Below are 19625 nucleotides of genomic sequence, written 5' to 3' on the forward strand. Positions count from 1 at the left end.
ACCGCCTGATCAAAGGAGCGTCAATGACCAAGCCGGAGATCGAGTTCATCGAGGGCCCCGCGCCTACCGAGCTCGTCATCAAGGACATCGTCGTGGGCGACGGCGCCGAGGCCCAGCCCGGCAGCGTCGTCGACGTGCACTACCTCGGCGTCGAGTTCGAGAGCGGCGAGGAGTTCGACTCCTCGTGGAGCCGCGGCGAGTCGATCAACTTCCCGCTGCGCAGCCTCATCGCCGGCTGGCAGGAGGGCATCCCGGGCATGAAGGTCGGCGGCCGTCGCCAGCTGATCTGCCCGCCCGCCCTCGCCTACGGTCCCGCCGGCGGCGGGCACCGCCTGTCGGGCAAGACGCTCGTGTTCGTCATCGATCTGCTGGGCGTCAAGTAACAGCAGTGAGTGCGCAGGGCCCCGTACCGTCGTTCGACGGTGCGGGGCCCTGCGCGTCAGTCCACCTCCGCCGCGAGGCGGGCGAGCTGCACCGTCGCGCCGCGGAGGCCGGCGGCATCGTCGAGCGGCTCGAGGTAGCCGACGCGCGTGACGGCCCACCCGCGGGGCGTGTCGACTCGCAGGTCGAGGCCGTAGCGATCGGCGCGCTCGCAGCGGGCGGACGTGGCGTCCGGGTGGCCGCCGAAGCGCCGCGCCATCGCCAGCAGCGAATCCGCATGGTCGTCGTTGAGGTGCCGAACCGCCCCGTCGGACACCGGGCTCACCGGGTCGGGCGCGGCCGTGGCGTAGTCGGCGCCGCTCGCCGAGTCCATGCGGCCGTAGCCGCCGACCCACCGCACTCGCTCGACCCCGAGCACCCACAGCGTGAAGTCGCTGTAGTCGATGTAGTGCCGGGCCGTCGGGACCGCGTCGAGGTGCGCCTGCCGCGCCGCCGCGGCCTCGTCGCCCGCGGGCTCGCGGACCCGCCCGGCCAGGGTGATCCGGGTGTTCGCGAGCGGGTCGTCGGGCGCCGCGGGGGCCACGATCGACAGGCTCGCGCGGGGATCGCGCCGCAGGTTGCGGCCGTGTTCGGCCATGTGGGACACGCACAGCACCGGGTCGCCGCCGAGCAGGCCGTAGGTCACCAGCGAGGCCCAGGGCGCACCGTCGGAGGAGAGGGACGCGAGCGTCGCGGTGAACGTGCCCGCCGCGACGGTGCGCGCCTCCTCCGCCGCGGAGGGGCGCGCGGGGCGGGCGATGTCGGTCAGCGGCGGGGCGATCGTGGGAGCGTCGCCGGGGTCGCCGTGGTCTCGTGCGGTCATGCGTCCGAGCGTAGGTGAGAGGCGCGCCGGGCGGTCCGGCGGCGCAGTGTCACGTCACCGGGTCCTCGACGGTGAGCCCGTGCTCCTCCGCGATCTCGGCCAGCCGGGCGTCGTGCGTCACCAAGACGGTCCTCGAGCCCAAGGCCAAGGCCGTGGCGAGGTGGATCGCGTCGAGCGTGCGGAGATGCTGGGCGATGGATTCGGCTGATGTGAGGATCGCTTCCGTCATCGGTGCGATCGACACGTGGTCGAGGATCGTGTTCCGGCGTGCGATGGTTTCGTCTTCACGGCGAAGCACTCGAGTGAGCTCCGTCTGGAGGATGCGTGACGAGGACACGACCTTCTCTTCGTCACCAGTGGCGGCCGTGAACCACGACAATGCCCCGGAGTCGCGCCATAGGACGTGGACTGCAACCGAGGTGTCCAGGTAGTACGTCGTCACCATCGATCTCCGCGCATCTCCTCGAGCAACGCGTCGACCTCCGCGGTCGTTCGGGGATGCCTCGGTGCGGGGAAGTCGGACAGCTTCGCGCCGCCCTTCTTCCGCGGCGGAATGAGCTCGATGGTCGGCTCGGGTGGGACGAGCCGCGCGATGACCCGACGGTGCCGCGTGACCTCGTAGGTCTCGCCCCGCTCGACCTCGTCCAGCGCGACGGTGGGGTTCTGGCGGAGTTCGGCCACGGTGATCACCTTCATGCTCTCCACGCTACCCATTCATCTACCTTTGTCTACCCTTCCGCCGACCACGGGTCGACGAGGCGCAGGCCCAGGCCCTCGAAGTCGGCGACGTTGCGGGTGGCGAGGCCCGCGCCGGTCTGCCGCGTGATCGCCGCGATCATTGCATCCATAGTGGCGATGGGCCTGCCACCTCGTCGTCGCTCGGCTCGGATCGCGGCGTAGACATCGGCGGAGTCGGTTGTGAACGGCAGAATCTCGCGCATGAGGGAAAGTGCCTCGGCGGATCGGCTACGGAGAGTGCGCCGGCGGGCGCCGTCCGGGAGTTGCTCGATCCCGTACAGCAGCTCGGCCGCCGTGATCGCCGTCGTCACCGGCTGCTCGCCCAGCGCCATGACCCAGGTGACGACGGCGCAATCGCCCGCCATCATCGCGGAGATCACGTTGGTGTCGAGGATGATCACGATTCGTTGAACGTCCACGCGGGCTCGACCTCGCGGGGTGGGATCTCCAGCTCGATACCACCGAACTCGCGCCCGAGTTCGATGAACGCCTCCACCCAGCTCAGGTCCACCTTCCCGGGTTCGACCAGGGATTCCTCCAGGATCATGCGCGCCTCCGCCTCCATCGACCTGCCGTTGTGGGCGGCCCTGATCCGCAGCTTCTCCTTCACGTGGTCAGGGAGGTTGCGGATCGTCAGGGTCGCCATGACTGCAATGCTATCAACGCAGTCATTGGCTGCGCCACTACTCGGTGGGTGCGAATTCCACCGTTCGGGGGATGGTGCGGGGCCTGCGGGCGTAGAAGGATGGGAACGGAGTCGTTGCGGTACCCGCGCGGCCGGAGTGGTGGAGGACTGATGAAGACGGTCAAGGTAGGGGCCGCGGCGGCCGCGGTGCTGTCGGTGGCGGGGCTACTCGCGGCGTGCGGGAAGGACTCCGCCACGCAGGATTCGCCGGTCGCCTTCAGTCCGGTCACGGGGGATCAGTACACGGCCAACCCGGGCGCCTTCCAGACGGACGGCGTGGCGGTGCCGCCCAAGAGCGTGATGATGGTGGGTGATCCGGTGGCCGCGCAGGCGGTCGTGAACTCGGGTCTGCCGCAGGGCACCATCACGTCGACCAGCAGTAACACCACGGTCTACTACCCGCCCGTCCCGTCGGACGTCCTCCCGCCCGACCTGCGTCCCGCGGCGCAGGCCCCGGTGCCGGAGCCGCTGGCCCGGCCCGCGAACACCCGGCCCTGGCAGTACACGCCGCACCAGATCGACGCGTACCGCGCCATCTGCGACACGGGTCGCTGGGGCTCGTGGGTCGCGGGTCCCGAGCACCAGACGCAGATCTGCTGGAGCGTCTACGGCCGCCAGCTCGGCGTCCGCCCGTGGATGCCCGGGCAACCGCGGCCCTGGGACCGGCCGGGGTACCCGAAGCCGTGGTTCGACCCGGGCTTCCGCGCGGACGTTCCCGTGATGTGGATCTACCCGCGCGGCTGGGCGCAGCCGAGGCCGCAGCCGATCATCTCCGTGTCGATCACGATCAACCTCGGCACCAACCCCTATCGCAGAGTGAACCCGCGGTACAGCGATCCGTTCTACCCGGTCTGGGCCGTCACGCCCGGTCGCGTCGTCGACGTCCGGGGGCAGGGCGCGATCGCCGCGCCGGTGTACACCACGACCACGACCACGACGACCACCGTGGTCAGCGCGCCCGTCGCCCCCGGGGTGGTGCTCATGCCGCTGCCCACTTCGGCGAAGGTCGAGCCGGTCCTCGCGCTGCCCGGCGCCCCGATCCCCGGCAACGTCAACGTCAATCCGACGATCCTCGCCCCGGTCCCCGCCGCGCTCGACGGTGCGGTGATCCAGGCCGGCAGCCGCGCCGAGGTCCAGGAGGCCGTCGGCACCAGCGTGAAGGTGTCGGTAGCGGATACGGCCACAGCCATGCGGACGACCACGGCCACCGCCGGGTCCGGCTCCACCGGGACCGGTAGTGCCGGCACGGGCACCGCGACCACCGCCACGGGCACCGCGACCACCGCCACGGGCGGCACCGCGAACCGCCCCACCGACGGCACCACGGCGAGCACGTCAGCAACCACCCCGGCCCCGGCACCGTCGGGCGCCCGCGCCGGTGACCCGACGAGCCCGGCACCGTCGACTGGCGGCACCACGACGCCCGCGGTCACGGGTACCACCACGCCGCCGGCCCTCACTGAGACCACGACGCCGCCCACCACCGTCGCGCCGCCGCCGACCACGGTGATCACCACCACGCCGCCGGCGGTCGTGACCACGCCGCCGGCCGTGGTCACCACGACGACCAAGCCGTACACCCCGCCGGTGATCACGACCACGACGAAGCCGTACACCCCGCCGGCGATCGTCACGACGACGACGAAGCCCTACACCCCGCCGGTGCAGACCACCGAGGCGCCCGTCGAGACCACGCGGCCCACCCGGACGCGTCCGGCGTTCACGCTGCCGCTGATCCCGACCACGACGACCACGGCCCCCGCGACGTAGCGGGCGCGGACACCGCGCTCACCAGCCGGAAGCAAGGTTTCGGTTGTCCGAAACCTTGCTTTCGCCTAACCTTGGCGTGTGCTGACGAAGACCGAATCCCGGAGGCCGACGACGCTGCGCGGCGTGATGCTGCTCGGCCCGGCGTTCGTGGCCGCGATCGCGTACGTGGACCCGGGCAACGTGGCCGCGAACGTCACGGCGGGCGCGAAGTACGGCTACCTGCTGGTCTGGGTGCTGGTGCTGGCCAACGTGATGGCCGTGATGATCCAGTACCAGTCGGCGAAGCTCGGCGTCGTGACCGGCCGCTCGCTGCCGCAGGTCCTCGGCGACCGACTGCCGCGGCGGGCGCGCCTCGCGTTCTGGGGCCAGGCCGAGCTGGTCGCCGCCGCCACCGACATCGCCGAGGTGATCGGCGGCGCGCTGGCCCTGAACCTGCTGTTCGGGGTGCCACTGGTGTGGGGCGGAGTGATCGTCGGGCTGATCTCGACGGCGCTCCTCGTGCTCGCGGACGGCCGCCGGCAGTACCGTTTCGAGCTGGTGATCATGGGCTTGCTCGCCATCATCGTGGTGGGCTTCCTCGCCGGTCTGGTGGTCGCGCCGCCCGACGGTGCCGCCGTCCTCGGCGGGCTCGTCCCGCGGCTGCAGGGCACGGAGACGGTGCTGCTCGCCGCGTCGATGCTGGGCGCGACGGTCATGCCGCACGCGATCTACCTGCACTCGGCGCTCGTGGTGGACCGGCACGGCACGCCGCCCGCGGAGGGGCGCGTCGAGCGCGCGCGGCGGCTGCTCAAGGCGACGCGGATCGATGTCGTGCTCGCCCTCGTGATCGCGGGCGCGGTGAACATCGCGCTGCTCGTGCTCGCGGCGTCGAGTCTCTACGGACGAGAGGGCACCGATTCCATCGAGGGCGCCCACGCGGCGGTGCGCGATGCGCTCGGCCCGGTCGTCGCCGGCCTGTTCGCAGTGGGCCTGCTGGCCTCCGGGCTCGCGTCCACGTCGGTCGGCAGCTACGCCGGCGGCACGATCATGTCGGGCCTGCTGCGCAAGCGGATCCCGGTGGTGATCCGGCGACTGGTCACGATGATCCCCGCGATCGGCGTCCTGGCGCTGGGGGTCCCGCCCACCGAGGCGCTGATCATCTCGCAGGTGGTCCTGAGCTTCGGCATCCCGTTCGCGCTGCTCCCTTTGCGGCGCTACACCTCCGACCGGTCGCTGATGGGGGAGTTCGTCGACGGTGTGCCGCTGCGCTGGGCTTCTGCGGGCGCGGGCGTGCTCATCGTCGTGCTCAACGCCGCGCTGATCTACCTGACCGTCACGGGCTGACCCGCGGCGTCTCCGCTCGGCGGCCTTGTGATCGCTGGCCGCTCATGATTCAATAATACAAATTGATTCATGAAGTAAGCGCAGATCGTTTGCGGAGGTAAGTGTCGATATGGCGTTGCGTGCACTGGCGGTGCTGGTCGGTGGCGCCGGTGTCGCCGTGCTGGCCTGCTGGTCGCTGTTCGCGCCGGCCGAGGTCGCCCGCGAGCAGGTCGAATCGGGCACGCTCGCGCAGGTGGCGGCGGCACCGTCGGACAGTCTTCGCTGTGACGGCGGGCTCAGAGCCGAGGTGGGCGCCGCGCAGACCTGCACGTTGACTCGCGGTGGTGAGGCCTTCGCCGTGGGGCTCACCGTGACCCGGGTCGACGGCGAGCGGGTCGACTGGGACTCCACGGTCGACGGCGTGCCGCGGTCCGGTCGGCGGGTCGCCGTGTCCGAGCTGGAGCGGCGCACCCGCGAGGTCCTCGCGCGGGAGCGCCCCGTCGAGGCCCTGACCTGCGACGGGGAGCTGTCCGGGGTCGTCGGGGCCACGCAGAACTGCGCACTCGTCTCCGACGGGGCCCGGCATCCGGTGACGGTCCGCGTGGCGACGGTGGACCCCACTCGCGTGCAGTGGGGCGTCACCGTCGCGGGGTGATCGACCGGTGATCGGTGCCGGTCAGAACGACGTCCGCGGGCGGTGTCGTCGTTCGTGGCGCAGGCGGTGGTACTCCAGGTGGCGGACGTAGTCGATCAGCGTCGTCGCGTCCGCGCACGCGTAGCCGAGCAGCTGATGGTCGAGGTCGTTCTCGGTGAGCTCGGCCGCGAAGAAATGCCGATACAGTCCGCGGTAGCGCACGCAGTCGAACGGTTCCTTCCCGCGTTCGTGGATCCGCCGGTACGCGGCGGCGAGCCGTGCGCGGTCGGTGCCCCGGCCGGTCTGCGTCATGGGTCGATTGTCCTGATCGCTGAGCGGTAAGGCAATCATCCGTCCAGATGACGTGGCGACGAAGTGTGCATCGCCGTTGATGTCTCCTCCGGGGCGGGTCTGGACCTCAACCCGTTGAGCAACAGCTCGGCGACGAAGCTCGCATTGTTCTCTGGGGACTCGGTACGTCTGGTGAAGCATCGGATGAAGAGGGCGTTGGTGAGGATGGCGGCGAACTCGGTCGAGGGCTGGCCGTCGGAGAACAGTCCCTGCTGTTGGCCGTCCGCGATGACCGGTTCGATGAGCGATGGGAAGTGCAGTTCCTGCTTGATCTCGACGACACCCTCTGCGAACCCCGACGTGTCGTGCGACACGCTCGCGATCATGGAATCCATGAAGGGGCGTTCCTCGACCGTCAGTCGAGCGCAGCGCAGCAGGTGTCGGCGGATCACCGTGACGTGGTCGGTCCCGAGCGACACGTCGTCCGTGACTCCCTGGGCCACGGCCGCGAACTTCGGGCGCAGTGCGGCGATCACGATGTGTGCCTTGGTGGGGAAGAGCCGTTTCAGCATGAATATGGGTACCCCGGACGATTCAGCGATCCCCTCCAGGGTTGCGAGGTAGAAGCTGTGCTCGGCGAACTCTCGCGCAGCGGTGTCGAGGACCGCCTGCCTGGGATCGTCGGGAAGCATCGGTTGTGGGGCCCTGCTTCGGGGGTCGCCGGAGTCGAGGGCTGATCCGAGTTCGTCGATGTGCTCGTGTCGGTGTTGCGTATCGAGGGTTGCGATCGCGATCGCGAGGGCCGTCTCACCGTAGAGGGAATCCGGAACTACGGCAGGGTCGATCAGGCGCCTGATGTGCAGCCCTTCCCGCAACGCGGTGAGAGCTACGGAGAGCTGGTCCACGGTGAACGGTCGGCGAACGGTGGCGCCGTGGCCTTCGAGCACCGACCGGAAGATGCCGATGCGCAAAGCGTCTGATGCCTGGTACGCCCGGCGGAGCGCCTGTGCGTTCGTTGCGTCGAAGCGTCCCAGCATCAACCCCAATACGCGTAGCGCGACCTCGGGGTCGTCGGCTGCGAAGTCGGCCGCGGACGAACTCCGGATGGTGTCACGAACATCTTTCGCGTGGATCTCGCCCGAGCCCGTGCCGTCGATCCGAGCTGGTTCGGCGGCGGGCGCGGCGGCGAGTCGGCGCAGCACCGCGTCGACGAATGATTCTTTTGTATAGTTTCGAAAGAATGTCGTTTGAGATGTTCGCGCCAGTGCAATCGCGCGTTCGCTGCGAATCCCGTGCCTGAGTACTTCGGCAGGGTCCTCTCGAAGGATCTCGATCGCGGCGTCGATCAGCCTCTCAGCGGCTTTCCGCTCGCCCACTCGTTCTCCTCGAAGCACTGTTGACCTGCGTAATGGGTGTAAACACTAACCCGGTGGAGCGTGTAGATAGTGGCGCAGTGAGGCCGGTTCTGTCAAACCGCAGCCATTGATTCCGACGCACCCTTCACCGGTACCGTTCTGACGAGTTCGCGTCGTCCACGGGACGCCCGTGCGAGAGGAGTCGTCATGGCCGGCGCTGTGCCCGAGTTGCAGAAGTTGAGCGATCACGTCGATGGTTTCATCGCTGAGCCGGTGGATCCTGTTCTTCGGTTGCCGGAGCTCAGTAGGCGTGAGATCGAAGTCCTCCGTGCGTGGCTTCAGGCACTGTCGAAGGAGGATGCGGCTGAGGTCCTGTTCATCTCACCGTCGACGGTGAGCACGCACATCGCGCGGATCCGTGCGAAATACGGTGCGGTGGGACGGCCGGCACGGTCGAAGATCTCGCTCATGGTCCGCGCACTGCAGGACGGGTACGTCACGATTCACGATTTCTAGAGCCGCCTCACTTTGGGGGAACGGTCCTCGTGCAGTCACCCACTGGACGAGAGGCCGGACGGATGTCAGTTCAACCGGATTCGATCCCATTCGCCCACACCACAATCTCGAGGCGTGCCGGCCGCTTATGCTCTGTACGGTCGGAGTGGAGCGCAAGCGCGTCGGCGGGAGCCTGGATGAAGGACGGAACGGGTTCGGACGGCCGCCGTCGGGCGTTGCTCGCCGCGACGGTCGGGTCGGCCGTCGAGTCGTTCGACTGGAACGTCTATGCGGTACTCGCGCCGTTCTTCGCCGTGAGCATGTTCCCCGCTCACGGAGCGTCCGCGCTGCTGGCCGCCTATGCGGGGTTCGCTGTCGGATTCTTGGCCCGCCCCCTCGGCGGCGTAGTGGTCGGCTGGGCGAGCGATAGATACGGTCGGCGTCCCACGCTCGCCTTCTGCATGGTCGCGATCTCGGCTGCGAGCCTTGGAATGGCGATTCTGCCGACCTCCGCCATGATCGGAGCCTGGGCTGCGGTGCTCATCGTCATCCTGCGCCTGGTGCAGGGTTTCGCGTTCGGCGGGGAGACCTCGACCGTGGCGGCGTACGTCAGTGAAGTCGCCCCTCCCGGTAGACGTTTCAGCTATGGCGCGCTGTCGTACAGCGGCACGGCCGGCGGATCGCTGATCGCCTTCGGAGTCGTCGCGGCGTTGACTGCGGTGTACGGGCGCGACGGACTCTCGGACGGCGCGTGGCGTTGGGGATTCGCCGCCGCGGCAGTCGCCGGTCTGTGCGCGATCTGGGTGCGGTTCCGGGCCCCCGAGAGCGCTGCGTTCACCGCGGAGGGGTCGACGAGCCGCAGCGGACGAAGCCCGCTGGGTCCGCTCCTGAGCGAACAACGGACTGCGGTGGTGACCGTTGCCCTCATGACAGCCGCTGGGACGGTGCCCGTCTACTTCGCGCTCGTCTATCTACCGGTGTACGCCGACACCGTGGGCAGGGTCGACAAGGCCGCCGTATCGGGCACCATGGCGGTGGTCCTCGCCGTTGTGGTCGGCGCGATCGTCGCCTTCGGCCGGCTGATGGACCGGTTCGATCCGATCCGGGTTCTGCGGATCGCGTACCTGGTCCAGGCTCTCGGAACGGTGCCGCTACTGTGGGCGTTTCGTCAGGGCCTCGTGCCCTTCGTCGCGGTGGCACTTCTCCTCGGTATCGCCCTCGCTCCCACACTGGCGATAGGAAACGTCCTGTACGGGTTGCTCTTTCCCACGATGCTCCGTGCGGTGGGTAGCGGGCTCGGCATGGCGATCGCCATCGCGGCCTTGGGCGGAACTCTGCCGATGGTCGCTGAGTGGCTATCGACGAGAGGCTGGTACGGATGGCTTCCCGTGTACGTCGCCTCGGCAGCCGTATGCGGACTCATCGGATTGGGTTCGGCAGTGCGGTCGGGCCGGCTCCGGGCGGTGCTAGCGCGGAGCCCGGAACCGATTCCGACTCAGAGGTGAACGTGAATCGGTGCTCCCCTTCATCGCTGAAGCGGAGCACCGTGGTGGGCTGGCCCGCGCATGCTTGATGTCATTGAAGGATCGTTCAATGACGTTGCGGCCCTTGTGGATATCGCTGTCGAATGCTGGGTGGCCGGCCACCCAATGAGCCCTTGCGGCGGCGGGCGTCGATCTCGGTGACCTTCTACGGGATGACGGCCTTGATACCCCGGTCCGAGAGCGTCCGCAGGTTCACGGTCACCGCCGAGCGGGCTCGCGACGAACCCGGCCGGCGGATTCGTGTAATCCGACCGGGCCCTGTGTCGTGATCAGGACGAACGGTGTTCGTCGTGTGCTGATGCGCCCGGTTGATCGTGGCGTCCACCCACACCGTCGTCCAATCGATCTCGCCCGCCACATCGGCATCGGCATCGGCGAGGAGGGCGGCGAGGACCTTATCCCAAGTCCCGTCCTGGGCGTAGCGCCGGTGACGCTTCCAGACCGTCTTCCACGAACCGAACACCTCGACCGGCAGGTCCCGCCACGCGATCCCGGTTCGGTACCGGTAGATGATCGCCTCGACCACCCACCGGTTGTCCTGGAACCGACGCCCACGCCGACCGACACTCGAAGGCGACAACGGCTCGATCCGAGCCCACTGGTCGTCCGAAAGCTCCTCGTACCGCGATGAACTCGCGGATCAGTCATCCCCGATCGGCTGCCGAGATTTGCAGGTTCAGTACCACGGCCCGGGAAAGGCGCCATTCACGTTCCTGACCATGGTTCTGGTGCACTCCGGTTGTCCTGATCTGCCGCAGGATGCGGCGTCGCCGATCATCGTCCAGCCAGACACTTGCAGGACCGGTCGTGACGACCACGACGTCGCAACCTGCTTCCTGTCGGACATGGTTGTGACAGAGTAGGTAGTACCCTTGTCGCTGTCGTTTACGATGTACAGGTAATCGCCGAAGAACGCGACACCCTTAATGCGCGCTGAGTTGACTTCCTGTTGGGAGATGGTGAACGACGGCTTCTGGCTGCGCAAATCGTAGATGGACACGCCGTCGTCTCGGCCGCCAAACTTGACCTTGCCATCGATGATGGGTATTCCTGTGATGTTATCGTCCGATCCGATCCCGAATACTCCCAGGTTGAACTCTCGCTTCGCGAGTACGTCGAACGCTGCGGCTGTTGGGTTTCCGACCTTCGGTTCCCGGCTGGTGAAGAACATCAATTGCCCTGTGGGACTCTCTGTGGTACCCGAGCAGCCGCCGAGGACGTGGATGGTCGGCACGAAGAGAACGGTGCCGGAGTGAGCGTCTCGGATTCCGGAATCGGTGAAAACGGCATCCGACGTAGTGCATCTAACGTTTCCGGCAATCGGCCAAAGGGGCTTGAGGTCGGTCACTGCGCGTATGACGGAGTCTCCGTAAGTGGGCTGGGTAATGACCCCTGAGGCAGTGCCGTATAGCTGTACTGAATCGTTCTTAGGTATAACGTCGAACTGGACGTGGGCTGCGGGATCGGAGTTCCCCACAGGGTAGGCGAAGAGGTGGACCCGTCGGACTTCGCCGCTTAATCCGCTCGCGGGTACCTTGGTTGATGCGGCCACGACGAGCGTCGCTGTGTCGGCGGCGCCAGCGAGGATACAGCCCTGGTCGATCAACTGCTCCCCGGTCGGTATCGGCTGGCTTGTCGGCGGCGACCAGAAGCTGCCCCGCTTGGTGTCGAATACCTGTGGCTTCCACGAACTTGGCCGGTAGGCGGGATTGGTGAACGATACCTCGGGCCTGCATCCGCCGTATATGGTGCCGGCGGCGAAGCCACTGCGGGTGAGATAGCCGGATGCGCCCTCGGCGATCGTGAAATCGTCGGGAATCGGAACCTGCACAGGTGCGGCCGGGGCGGCGCTGCTGCTGGTCGCCTCCGCGGTCGTCGGGGGATCGGTCCGCGTCGTTTCCGCGGAAGTAGGCTGACCCGAGGTCGTTCCGCAGGCTGCCAAAGCGGTGACAGTGAGCACGAGGAACGCGGTATGAAACTTGCCAGGTAGTCGCATTCCGGGATCGTATTGTGGTTGCCTCCTTGCGAGGTTCGAATGCGCGACGATTCATCCGTTTTTAGGACGTGCGCGGGTTGCACGTACGGGACTGCTGCTGCGTTGATGTTGCGAGATGGTGACCGTGAGGTGCTTGAGTCCTGGACTCGGTCGGGTCGGTTCTGGCTGGTCATACCCAGTGGACTGCAGGGTGGGCGGGTGGCAAAGATTGCGCGGGACATGGTGGTCGACCTTTCCGAAGCCGTCCGTCGAGCGCACGCCGCGGTAGGGTTCGCTGGCCCGAGACGCGATACCGGAAGGAGCGGATCGAGCCTGTGAAGACGCGGCCATGCAGTCAGGCGCAGGGATCCCGGTAGGGCTCGCCGGGCGCGAGCCGGTCCCACTCCTCGGTGCTGATCGGCGCGGACTTCGACGAGCACACCGCGTCGATCACGCGCGCCGGATCCAGGTCCCACGCGCGCAGCCGCCCGCTGTTGCCGGACGCGACCACCATCGTCCCGTCGCCAGTGAACCGCGCGTCGAACAGGATCGCCCCCTCCACGGTGAGCGACGCCTCACGCTCGGGTACCCGGCCCTCCGCGCTGCGGTACAGCCGGACCTCACCGCTGCTCGAGGCGACGACGAGCCGCGTACCGTCGGGGGAGTACGACGCGCCCGTGATCGATCCGCTGGGTCCACTGAATCGGACGATCAGCGGGTCGCGGTCGGCGGAAATGCCCGAGACCTGCGCGAGGTGACCGCCCCCGGACTCCGCGAGCAGCAGCGAACGCCCGTCCGGTGCCACCGCCAGCGCGGCCACCGATGCGTTGAAGACCCGGGTGGTGCGCACCGCCCGCGGCGCGGAACGGTCGGTGATGTCGACCAGCACGAGGTCGCCACGCGCCGAACCGAGCACCGCCCGGTCGTCGCTCAGGAATCCGACCGACGGTACGCCGCCCGACACCTCGATCGACCCCAGGATGCGCGGAGTCGCGCGGTCGGCGATGTCGACGAAGACGACCCGCGGCGTCGACAGGCCCGCGATGAGCGCGGTGCGGCCGTCGGGTGTGACGGCCACGGTCTCCACGATCGATCCCAGTGCCGGCGCGCCGGTGGGGGAGAGTCGCGGCCGGGAACGATCGCGCAGGTCGGCGACGTATACCGAGCCGTTCGCCGTGCCGAGCGCGCCGGTCGTCCCGTCTGCGGTGACGGCCAGCGCACCGGAGAACAGGTCGCCCGACGGTGCCGGGATGTCCGGTCCGGACCGCACGAGTGCCGGGCCGGGCGCGGTGTGCCATTGCCCGACCGCGGACTCGGGGCCGCCGTTCGCGACCAGGATCTGCTCACCCACGGTGGGGATCTGGAACACCGAGCGTGAGCCGAGGGTGACCGCCGCGGTGCGCAGCGGCCACGTCCGCAGGACGCCGCCGTCGGCAGCGGCGATCACGGTGTCGCCGGCCACCGTGGCGAGGCCGACCGGCTCGGGTCCGGTGAACACGAGGTCGGGCTCGTCGCCGGCGACGGTCACGACCCGCACCTGCCCGTCCGAACTCCCGGCGACGAGTCGGGTACCGTCGGCGGAGAACTCGACGTCGTTGACGTAGCTGGTGAACCCTCCGACGGTGCGGCGCAGCGCCAGCGCTGCGGGGTCGGTCGTGTCGAGCACGAGCGCCTCACGACTACGCAGTCCGGCGGCCAGGTCGCGTCCGCGGAAGGCCATCCGGATCGCCTGGTTCGACGCACCGTCGAGAGGGTGCGTGCCGCGCTGCACCGGCACCGCTCCTGACACGTCCCACAGCTCGATGCCCTTGCCGGGCGCGGACACGGCCGCGATGCGCGCATCGGCGCTCAGGGCGACCCCCGCCTGCGACTCGGCGAAGCCGGTGCCCGGGAAGGCGGTGGGCCGCCACCCGTCGCCGGACCGGCGCAGCAGGACGGGCGGGGCGTCCTCCAGTGACGCGAGCACGGTCCGGCCGTCGCCGGACGGGGACAGCCGCACCACGGGCTGCGCGGTCGCGGTGGTGCCGCTCACCCGCGGCGCCGCGGGGACGCGGACGTCGACCTCGGTCATCCCCAGGCCCGTCCCGATGAGCAGCACCGCCCCGTCGGAGGTGAAGACGAGCCCGGAACCGGGCAGTGCGCCGGGGGTGATGGCCACCCGGCCGATCACGTCGCCGAGGCCGGCGCCGCCGGCCCGGTACAGATCGACACGGTTCGGCGTGCGGACCGCGACGACCGCGCCCGACGGTGACGCCGCGACCTCGAAGGAGTCGCCGATCAGGCGTCGCGAGGCCAGCGGGTCGGACAATGTGTCCAGGAGGTTCGATCGGGCCTCCACGGTCTCCGAGATCCGATACGCGGCGACCGCGAGCTGGGCGGCGAGCGCGGAGTCACGCGGACGAAGGCGCCGCGATTCCAGCGCCAGCTGGCGGCTCGCCGACTCGGCATGGGCGTGGGCCGCGGCGTCGCGCGCGTGTGCGGTGTTCGCCAGGCCCACCCATGCCAGGACCGCGGCGAGTACCGCGACCAGTGCGAACGCCCCCGCCGCGAGCGCGACGGCGCGCAGCTTGCGCACCTGCTTGCGGTCGTCCTCGAAGCGCTGATCCCGCCGCTCGACGCTGCGGCGGATCATCCGCCGCTCCGTCTCGCCCCACCGGAGTGGACGCTCGGCCGAGAGCGCCTCGATGAGGTCGAGCATGCCCGACGACAGCAGCAGTGTCTCCGGCTCGCCGGCCATGGCCCAGTGCTCGGCGGACACGCGGATCCGGTGTTCGAGACGTAGTCGCTCGAGGTTTTCCTCGACCCATTCCCTGAGCCGCGGCCACGCGTGCACGAGGGCCTCGTGCGCGAGTTGCACACCGTCGTCACCGACGGTCGCCAGCCGTGCGTCGACCAACCGGTCCAGCACCCTTTCCGCGTTCGGATCCAGACGCAGTTCCGCAGTCGCGACGATGCGGCGGGTCGCTCGGTGCTCGTCGACGTTGATCAGGCTGAGCAGCAGGTCGTGCATCGCCGCCCGGCCGGTGTCGTCGAGCCCCGAGTACACCGTCTCCGCGCTCTTCTCGACGGCGCCCGCGAGGCGCCCCGTCTCCAGGTAGTGCGCGACGGTCATGCCCTCGCGACCGGACCTCTCCCACGTGGTCCGCAATGAGTGCGAGAGTAGCGGCAGCACACCGGACGAGTCCCCGGTCGCGTCGGCGTCGTCGAGCAGGAGCTCCACCAGCCCGGGCTCCACGGCGAGCTGCGCCCGTCGGGCGGGACCGGTGATCGCATCGCGCAGGCCGTCCCGGTCCAGGGGGCCGACGATGACGGTGCCGGCCGCCGCTGCCGCAGCGTAGCCGGGCTCGGCGACCAGCCGGTCGAGGAAGTCCGACCGCAGGGCCAGCACGACGACGGGCGGCGCCTGCTCAGCGGCGGGACCGTCCCCCGCGGCGAGATTCAGCACTCGGCGGAGCACCTCGCCGGGGTCGGAGTGTTCGCCCTGGGTCCAGATCTCCTCGAACTGGTCGATCACGAGTACGGGTCGGAGCGCGGAGCGGTCCGCCAGCGCGGCGAGGGCTTCGTCGATGGCCTCCATCGGCGCGGTGCCGGGGGAGATGACCACCTGGTCCCAGCCGGCGTCGGCGTCGGCGGCGAACCGCCCGGCGAGCCCCGCCCGGACGACCGAGGACTTCCCGATTCCGCTACCGCCGACCACCATGATCGGAGATCGGGGATTCCTTTCCGCTGCGATTGCAGTGATTCTCCGGAAGAGGATTTCGGCGTCGTCGTCGCGGCCGAAGAAGTCCGCGGAATCGCCGATCTCGAATGCGGAGAATCCGCGGTAAGGCGACTTTCCGGGTTGCGTCGTAGTTTTGCTGCGCGAACGAACGCGTGCCCGGGTAACGCTCCCCCACCACGCGTCGAACTCGGATTCCGGGACTCCGCATGCGGCGAGCGTGCGCTCGAACACGTCGCGGCTTGCGGCGGTCGGAGCGTGCGCCCCGGACAACCAGCCGGACAGGGTGCCGAGGTACACGTCGGCCTGTTCCGCCAGTTCGCGCACCGTCAGACCAGCGGAGTCGCGCAGATCGCGCAGCGCCGCGCCCAGTTCCGCCCGCGAGTGCACGCCCCCCGGGTCCGGGCGCGGCGGCCCGCCGTCGTGCGATGTCATAGCGCCCACCCCCCCGTACAGCGTTCATCAGGCCAGGTCGTCGTACGGAGTTCGTGCGAACAAGCCCGATGACGAGGTGATTCCCGGCGCGGAATGGGAGATTACCCGTCGACGGGCGCACGCGTAGCGAGTGCGCGGGGAACACGAGAAAAAGGGGCGAACATGACTGTTGTCGAGGACTTCGGCCGTACGTCGGAAATGGTGGAGACCGCCGGCGGTGAGGCGCCGGGCGGAACGCCGCAACTGTCGGCACGCGAAGTGGAGGTGCTGCTCGCCTGGTTCGGGAGCGACTCGAAGGACGGCGCCGCCTCTGAGCTGTTCATCAGCGCGGCGACCGTCGCCACCCACATCGCCAGGGTGCGCGTGAAGTACGCCGGCGCGGGCCGCCCTGCGCGGTCGAAGACGGCTCTGTTCGCCCGTCTGCTCGAGGACGGCCACACCAGCCTGCGGGACTGGTGACCGTCAGTCCCGCCGGCCCAGGAACCGGTAGCGGTCCAGTCGCCGGCTGATCCGGATCGAATCCGGGATGAGTGAGAGCTCCGCGAGCGATTCACTGACTGCAAGTCCGACACGGCGGGAGAACTCCGTGGGTTCATCGGCCGCGTTCGGGCGCTCGGGGATCACCCGGTCGACGATGCCGTCGGCGAGCAGATCCGCGCCGCGGATCCGTTGCTTCTCCGCCATCTCGGGAGCGTGCTCGACGTCCCGGAACATCACCGCGCTCGCGCCCTCCGGCGGCAGCGGCGCGAGCCACGCGTGCTGCGCGCACAGCACCCGGTCGGCGGGCAGCATCGCCAGCGCCCCGCCGCCCGTCCCCTGGCCGAGCAGGACGGACACCGTCGGGACCCTGAGAGTGACCAGATCGGACAGGCTGCGCGCCACCTCCCCCGCGAGGCCGCCCTCCTCGGCCTCGGGGGACAGGGCCGCGCCCCAGGTGTCGATGACCAGCACGAGGGGGAGGTTCAACTCCGCGGCCAACCGCATGCCGCGCCGCGCGGCGCGCAGGGCGGCCGGGCCGAGGAGCGGCGGGGCCTGGCCCTCGGCGCGCGTCGTGTCCTGCCCGACCACCACGCACGGATAGCCCTGCACCCGCGCCAGCGACAACAGCAGCGAATGGTCGGTCTCGCCCTCGCCGGTGCCGGACAGTGGCAGTCGGTCCGTGGCGGAGTGCCGCAGGAAGGAACGCACCCCGGGCCGCCCGACCTCGCGGCTGATCCGCACCGAGTCCCAGGCGGACGTCCCGTCGTCGCCGGCCGCGAGCTCCTCGCGCACGCCCAGATGCGGGGCCAACGGGTCGGCGTCCTGCGCGCCCGCGAGCACCCGCAGCGTGCGGTGCGCGAGGAGCCGGACGAACCGCAGCGGTACGACCCCGTCGATCAGCCCGCGTTCGAAGAGATGCTCCGCGGTCTGGACGCCGTCGGGATAGGGCTCGCCGTGCAGCGCCTCGTAGACCCGCGGGCCGAGGAAACCGATCCGCGCGCCGGGCTCGGCGATGGTGACGTGCCCCAGCGAGCCCCAGGAGGCGAAGACGCCGCCCATCGTGGGGTCGCGCAGGTAGACCAGGTAGGGCAGGCCGGACTGCTTGTGCAGCGTGATCGCGGCCGAGATCTTCACCATCTGCAGGAAGGCGACGGTGCCCTCCTGCATGCGGGTGCCGCCGGAGGTCGGGGTCGCGAGGAGGGGCAGGCGCAGGGCGGTCGCGCGCTCGACGGCGGAGACGATCCGCTCCGCGGCCGCGACGCCGATGGATCCGCCGAGGAAGGCGAAGTCGCACGCGATGAGCGCCACCCGCTGGCCCCGGATGCGGCCCTCGCCGGTGATGACGGCCTCGTCGTGGTGCGAGGTCTCCCGGGCGCGCTGCAGGTCGGCGGCGTACTGCGGGTCCGGGCGGACGTCGAGCAGCGGGCGGTCCCAGCTGGTGAAGGTGCCGCGGTCGAGGATCGCATCGATGAGGTCCTGCGCGGTGATCGCCATGGATTCAGGTTACTGGGAACAGTGTCGGTGTCCGCCGTGTTGGCACAGGCATGACTGTGCCTGATGTGTTGCTCAACAACGGAACCTCCATCCCCCAGCTGGGCTTCGGCGTCTGGCAGGTGTCGGACGACGGTGCCCGCGACGCGGTCGCGGAGGCCCTCCGGGTCGGATACCGGTCGATCGACACGGCTCGCGTCTACGAGAACGAGGCCGGCACCGGCCGGGCGATCGCGGAGAGCGGGCTCGCGCGCGACGAGGTCTTCCTCACCACCAAGCTGTGGAACTCGGACCAGGGATTCGACGAGACGCTGCGCGCCTTCGACGCCTCCCTCGGCCGGCTCGGTACCGACTACGTGGACCTCTACCTCATCCACTGGCCCGTCCTCGAGTACGACCGCTACGTCGACACCTTCAAGGCCTTCCAACAGATCCGCGACTCCGGGCGAGCGAAGGCGATCGGCGTCAGCAACTTCACCGTCGAGGCGCTGCGCCGCGTCATCGACGAGACCGGCGAGACCCCGGCGGTGAACCAGATCGAGCTGCACCCGGGCCTGCCGCAGGACGAGCTGCGCGCCTTCCACGCCGAGCACGGCATCGCCACCGAGGCCTGGTCGCCGCTGGGTCAGGGCGAGTCGCTCGCGGATCCGACGGTGACCGCGGTCGCTGAGGCGCACGGCGTGACTCCGGCGCAGGCGATCCTGCGCTGGCACCTGCAGCTCGGCAACGTCGTGATCCCCAAGTCCGTGACGCCCTCGCGCATCGCCGAGAACTTCGACGTCTTCGGGTTCGCGCTGTCGGACGACGAGGTCGCGCGGATCAGCGCGATCACCGGCTCCCGCATCGGCCCCGACCCGGCGGAGTTCAACCTCCGCTGATCCCCGCTCGCCCCGGGGCCGCTCCTGCGGTTCCGGGGTTCGACGGTGCTCCGGGACGGAGCGCGGCACGTCCTCGGGGTGGACGGTGTTCTCTGTGGGTGGTCTCTCGGATCGTGACCGGATCGGACCGGCATCGGCTTCGGTTGCCGGCGTGAGGGACTCGGTTCTCGTGGGAGACCGGTGTCGCGCGGGGGACGGTCGATCCCGGTTCGCACGCCACGGGGATTCGGCTTCCCGTGGGGGAGGCCCGGCGTCTGGTGGGGGATTCGGCGTCGCGCGGGGGACGGTCGACCCCCTACGACACGACCGGCTTCCGATGGGGGTGGAAACGCCGGAGCCGCGGATCGGCGCGGCGTGGGGGACGACCCCGATCCGCCGGCCCTCACACCGCCGAGACCGCACCCGCCGCGATGTCCGATTCGGACACAATCGGAGAGCCGCCCACACGCGATGCGCCTGGTCTCACAGGCGCAAGCGCACGCGAGAGCTGCCCGCGGACGAAGCGCCCGGTCCCGCAGCCCCGGTGAGACGAGGGGGTGCCGGACGCGACCACGGACGAACGAGGGATGGGTGGGTGCGACGCCGACGAGC

At 69.6% G+C, this 19625-nt stretch carries 18 protein-coding genes and 1 pseudogene; 8 read left to right on the forward strand and 11 right to left on the reverse strand.

The genetic code is table 11. The features are described 5' to 3' along the window. Positions 1-23: 23 nt before the first annotated feature. Positions 24-383, forward strand: a complete 360-nt coding sequence (locus AXK60_RS22360; RefSeq protein WP_068574637.1) for an FKBP-type peptidyl-prolyl cis-trans isomerase — start codon at positions 24-26, stop codon at positions 381-383. A gap of 56 nt (positions 384-439) precedes the next feature. Here the strand turns inward: AXK60_RS22360 and AXK60_RS22365 are convergent, their stop codons facing one another. Genes AXK60_RS22365 through AXK60_RS22385 form a run of 5 tightly spaced genes read right to left on the reverse strand, consistent with a single transcriptional unit; the run spans position 440 to position 2627 of the window. Then, the gene (locus AXK60_RS22365; protein ID WP_068574639.1) at positions 440-1243 is read right to left on the reverse strand and encodes a HugZ family pyridoxamine 5'-phosphate oxidase; all 804 of its coding nucleotides are present in this window, start codon (positions 1241-1243) and stop codon (positions 440-442) included. Positions 1244-1292: 49 nt separating this feature from the next. After that, positions 1293-1688, reverse strand: a complete 396-nt coding sequence (locus tag AXK60_RS22370; protein WP_068574641.1) for a type II toxin-antitoxin system VapC family toxin — start codon at positions 1686-1688, stop codon at positions 1293-1295. Continuing rightward, the gene (locus AXK60_RS22375; protein ID WP_068574643.1) at positions 1682-1939 is read right to left on the reverse strand and encodes a type II toxin-antitoxin system Phd/YefM family antitoxin; all 258 of its coding nucleotides are present in this window, start codon (positions 1937-1939) and stop codon (positions 1682-1684) included. The genes AXK60_RS22370 and AXK60_RS22375 overlap by 7 nt, the downstream gene beginning before the upstream one ends. Positions 1940-1971: 32 nt before the next feature. Continuing rightward, complete coding sequence (locus tag AXK60_RS22380; RefSeq protein ID WP_244881154.1) at positions 1972-2400, reverse strand: type II toxin-antitoxin system VapC family toxin; 429 nt, start codon at positions 2398-2400, stop codon at positions 1972-1974. Then, positions 2379-2627: a FitA-like ribbon-helix-helix domain-containing protein gene (locus AXK60_RS22385; RefSeq protein ID WP_068574648.1), complete on the reverse strand. Its 249-nt coding sequence runs from the start codon at positions 2625-2627 to the stop codon at positions 2379-2381. Before AXK60_RS22385 ends, AXK60_RS22380 begins: the two co-directional genes overlap by 22 nt. 150 nt (positions 2628-2777) lie before the next feature. On the opposite strand from AXK60_RS22385, the gene AXK60_RS27225 reads away from it, so the two are divergent. From AXK60_RS27225 to AXK60_RS22400, 3 genes are all read left to right on the forward strand, one after another. Continuing rightward, positions 2778-4436 (forward strand): hypothetical protein, encoded by a 1659-nt coding sequence (locus AXK60_RS27225; RefSeq protein WP_068574650.1) that lies wholly within the window; start codon positions 2778-2780, stop codon positions 4434-4436. A 78-nt stretch (positions 4437-4514) separates the two neighbouring features. Continuing rightward, the gene (locus AXK60_RS22395; protein ID WP_068574652.1) at positions 4515-5759 is read left to right on the forward strand and encodes an Nramp family divalent metal transporter; all 1245 of its coding nucleotides are present in this window, start codon (positions 4515-4517) and stop codon (positions 5757-5759) included. 109 nt (positions 5760-5868) lie between these two features. Further along, positions 5869-6393, forward strand: a complete 525-nt coding sequence (locus AXK60_RS22400) for a DUF4333 domain-containing protein (protein WP_068574654.1) — start codon at positions 5869-5871, stop codon at positions 6391-6393. A gap of 21 nt (positions 6394-6414) precedes the next feature. Here the strand turns inward: AXK60_RS22400 and AXK60_RS22405 are convergent, their stop codons facing one another. Then, a complete protein-coding gene (locus AXK60_RS22405) occupies positions 6415-6684 on the reverse strand; it encodes a hypothetical protein (RefSeq protein ID WP_068574655.1) in 270 nt (89 codons plus the stop codon). Positions 6685-6719: 35 nt separating this feature from the next. Further along, complete coding sequence (locus AXK60_RS22410) at positions 6720-8039, reverse strand: TetR/AcrR family transcriptional regulator (protein ID WP_139058080.1); 1320 nt, start codon at positions 8037-8039, stop codon at positions 6720-6722. A gap of 186 nt (positions 8040-8225) precedes the next feature. Here AXK60_RS22410 and AXK60_RS22415 point away from each other — a divergent pair, with 186 nt between their 5' ends. Both AXK60_RS22415 and AXK60_RS22420 read left to right on the forward strand, forming a co-directional pair. Beyond that, positions 8226-8534, forward strand: a complete 309-nt coding sequence (locus tag AXK60_RS22415) for a response regulator transcription factor (protein WP_082778194.1) — start codon at positions 8226-8228, stop codon at positions 8532-8534. Positions 8535-8710: 176 nt separating this feature from the next. Continuing rightward, positions 8711-10018, forward strand: a complete 1308-nt coding sequence (locus tag AXK60_RS22420) for an MFS transporter (protein WP_068574657.1) — start codon at positions 8711-8713, stop codon at positions 10016-10018. 184 nt (positions 10019-10202) lie between these two features. Here the strand turns inward: AXK60_RS22420 and AXK60_RS26000 are convergent. From AXK60_RS26000 to AXK60_RS22435, 3 genes and pseudogenes are all read right to left on the reverse strand, one after another. After that, positions 10203-10664 (reverse strand): annotated as a pseudogene (locus tag AXK60_RS26000) (transposase); the annotation flags it as partial. A gap of 69 nt (positions 10665-10733) precedes the next feature. Continuing rightward, a complete protein-coding gene (locus AXK60_RS26640; protein ID WP_139058082.1) occupies positions 10734-12017 on the reverse strand; it encodes a hypothetical protein in 1284 nt (427 codons plus the stop codon). 370 nt (positions 12018-12387) lie between these two features. Further along, entirely contained in the window at positions 12388-16185 is a 3798-nt protein-coding gene (locus AXK60_RS22435) for an nSTAND1 domain-containing NTPase (RefSeq protein ID WP_068574661.1), read from the reverse strand. A gap of 162 nt (positions 16186-16347) precedes the next feature. On the opposite strand from AXK60_RS22435, the gene AXK60_RS22440 reads away from it, so the two are divergent. Then, entirely contained in the window at positions 16348-16644 is a 297-nt protein-coding gene (locus AXK60_RS22440; RefSeq protein ID WP_244881155.1) for a LuxR C-terminal-related transcriptional regulator, read from the forward strand. Positions 16645-16647: 3 nt separating this feature from the next. Here the strand turns inward: AXK60_RS22440 and AXK60_RS22445 are convergent, their stop codons facing one another. Then, the gene (locus tag AXK60_RS22445) at positions 16648-18159 is read right to left on the reverse strand and encodes a carboxyl transferase domain-containing protein (protein WP_068574665.1); all 1512 of its coding nucleotides are present in this window, start codon (positions 18157-18159) and stop codon (positions 16648-16650) included. Between the two features lie 65 nt (positions 18160-18224). Here AXK60_RS22445 and AXK60_RS22450 point away from each other — a divergent pair, with 65 nt between their 5' ends. Further along, complete coding sequence (locus AXK60_RS22450) at positions 18225-19034, forward strand: aldo/keto reductase (protein ID WP_139058139.1); 810 nt, start codon at positions 18225-18227, stop codon at positions 19032-19034. Positions 19035-19625 lie beyond the last annotated feature (591 nt).

Source organism: Tsukamurella pseudospumae, assembly GCF_001575195.1.
GTDB lineage: Bacteria > Actinomycetota > Actinomycetes > Mycobacteriales > Mycobacteriaceae > Tsukamurella > Tsukamurella pseudospumae.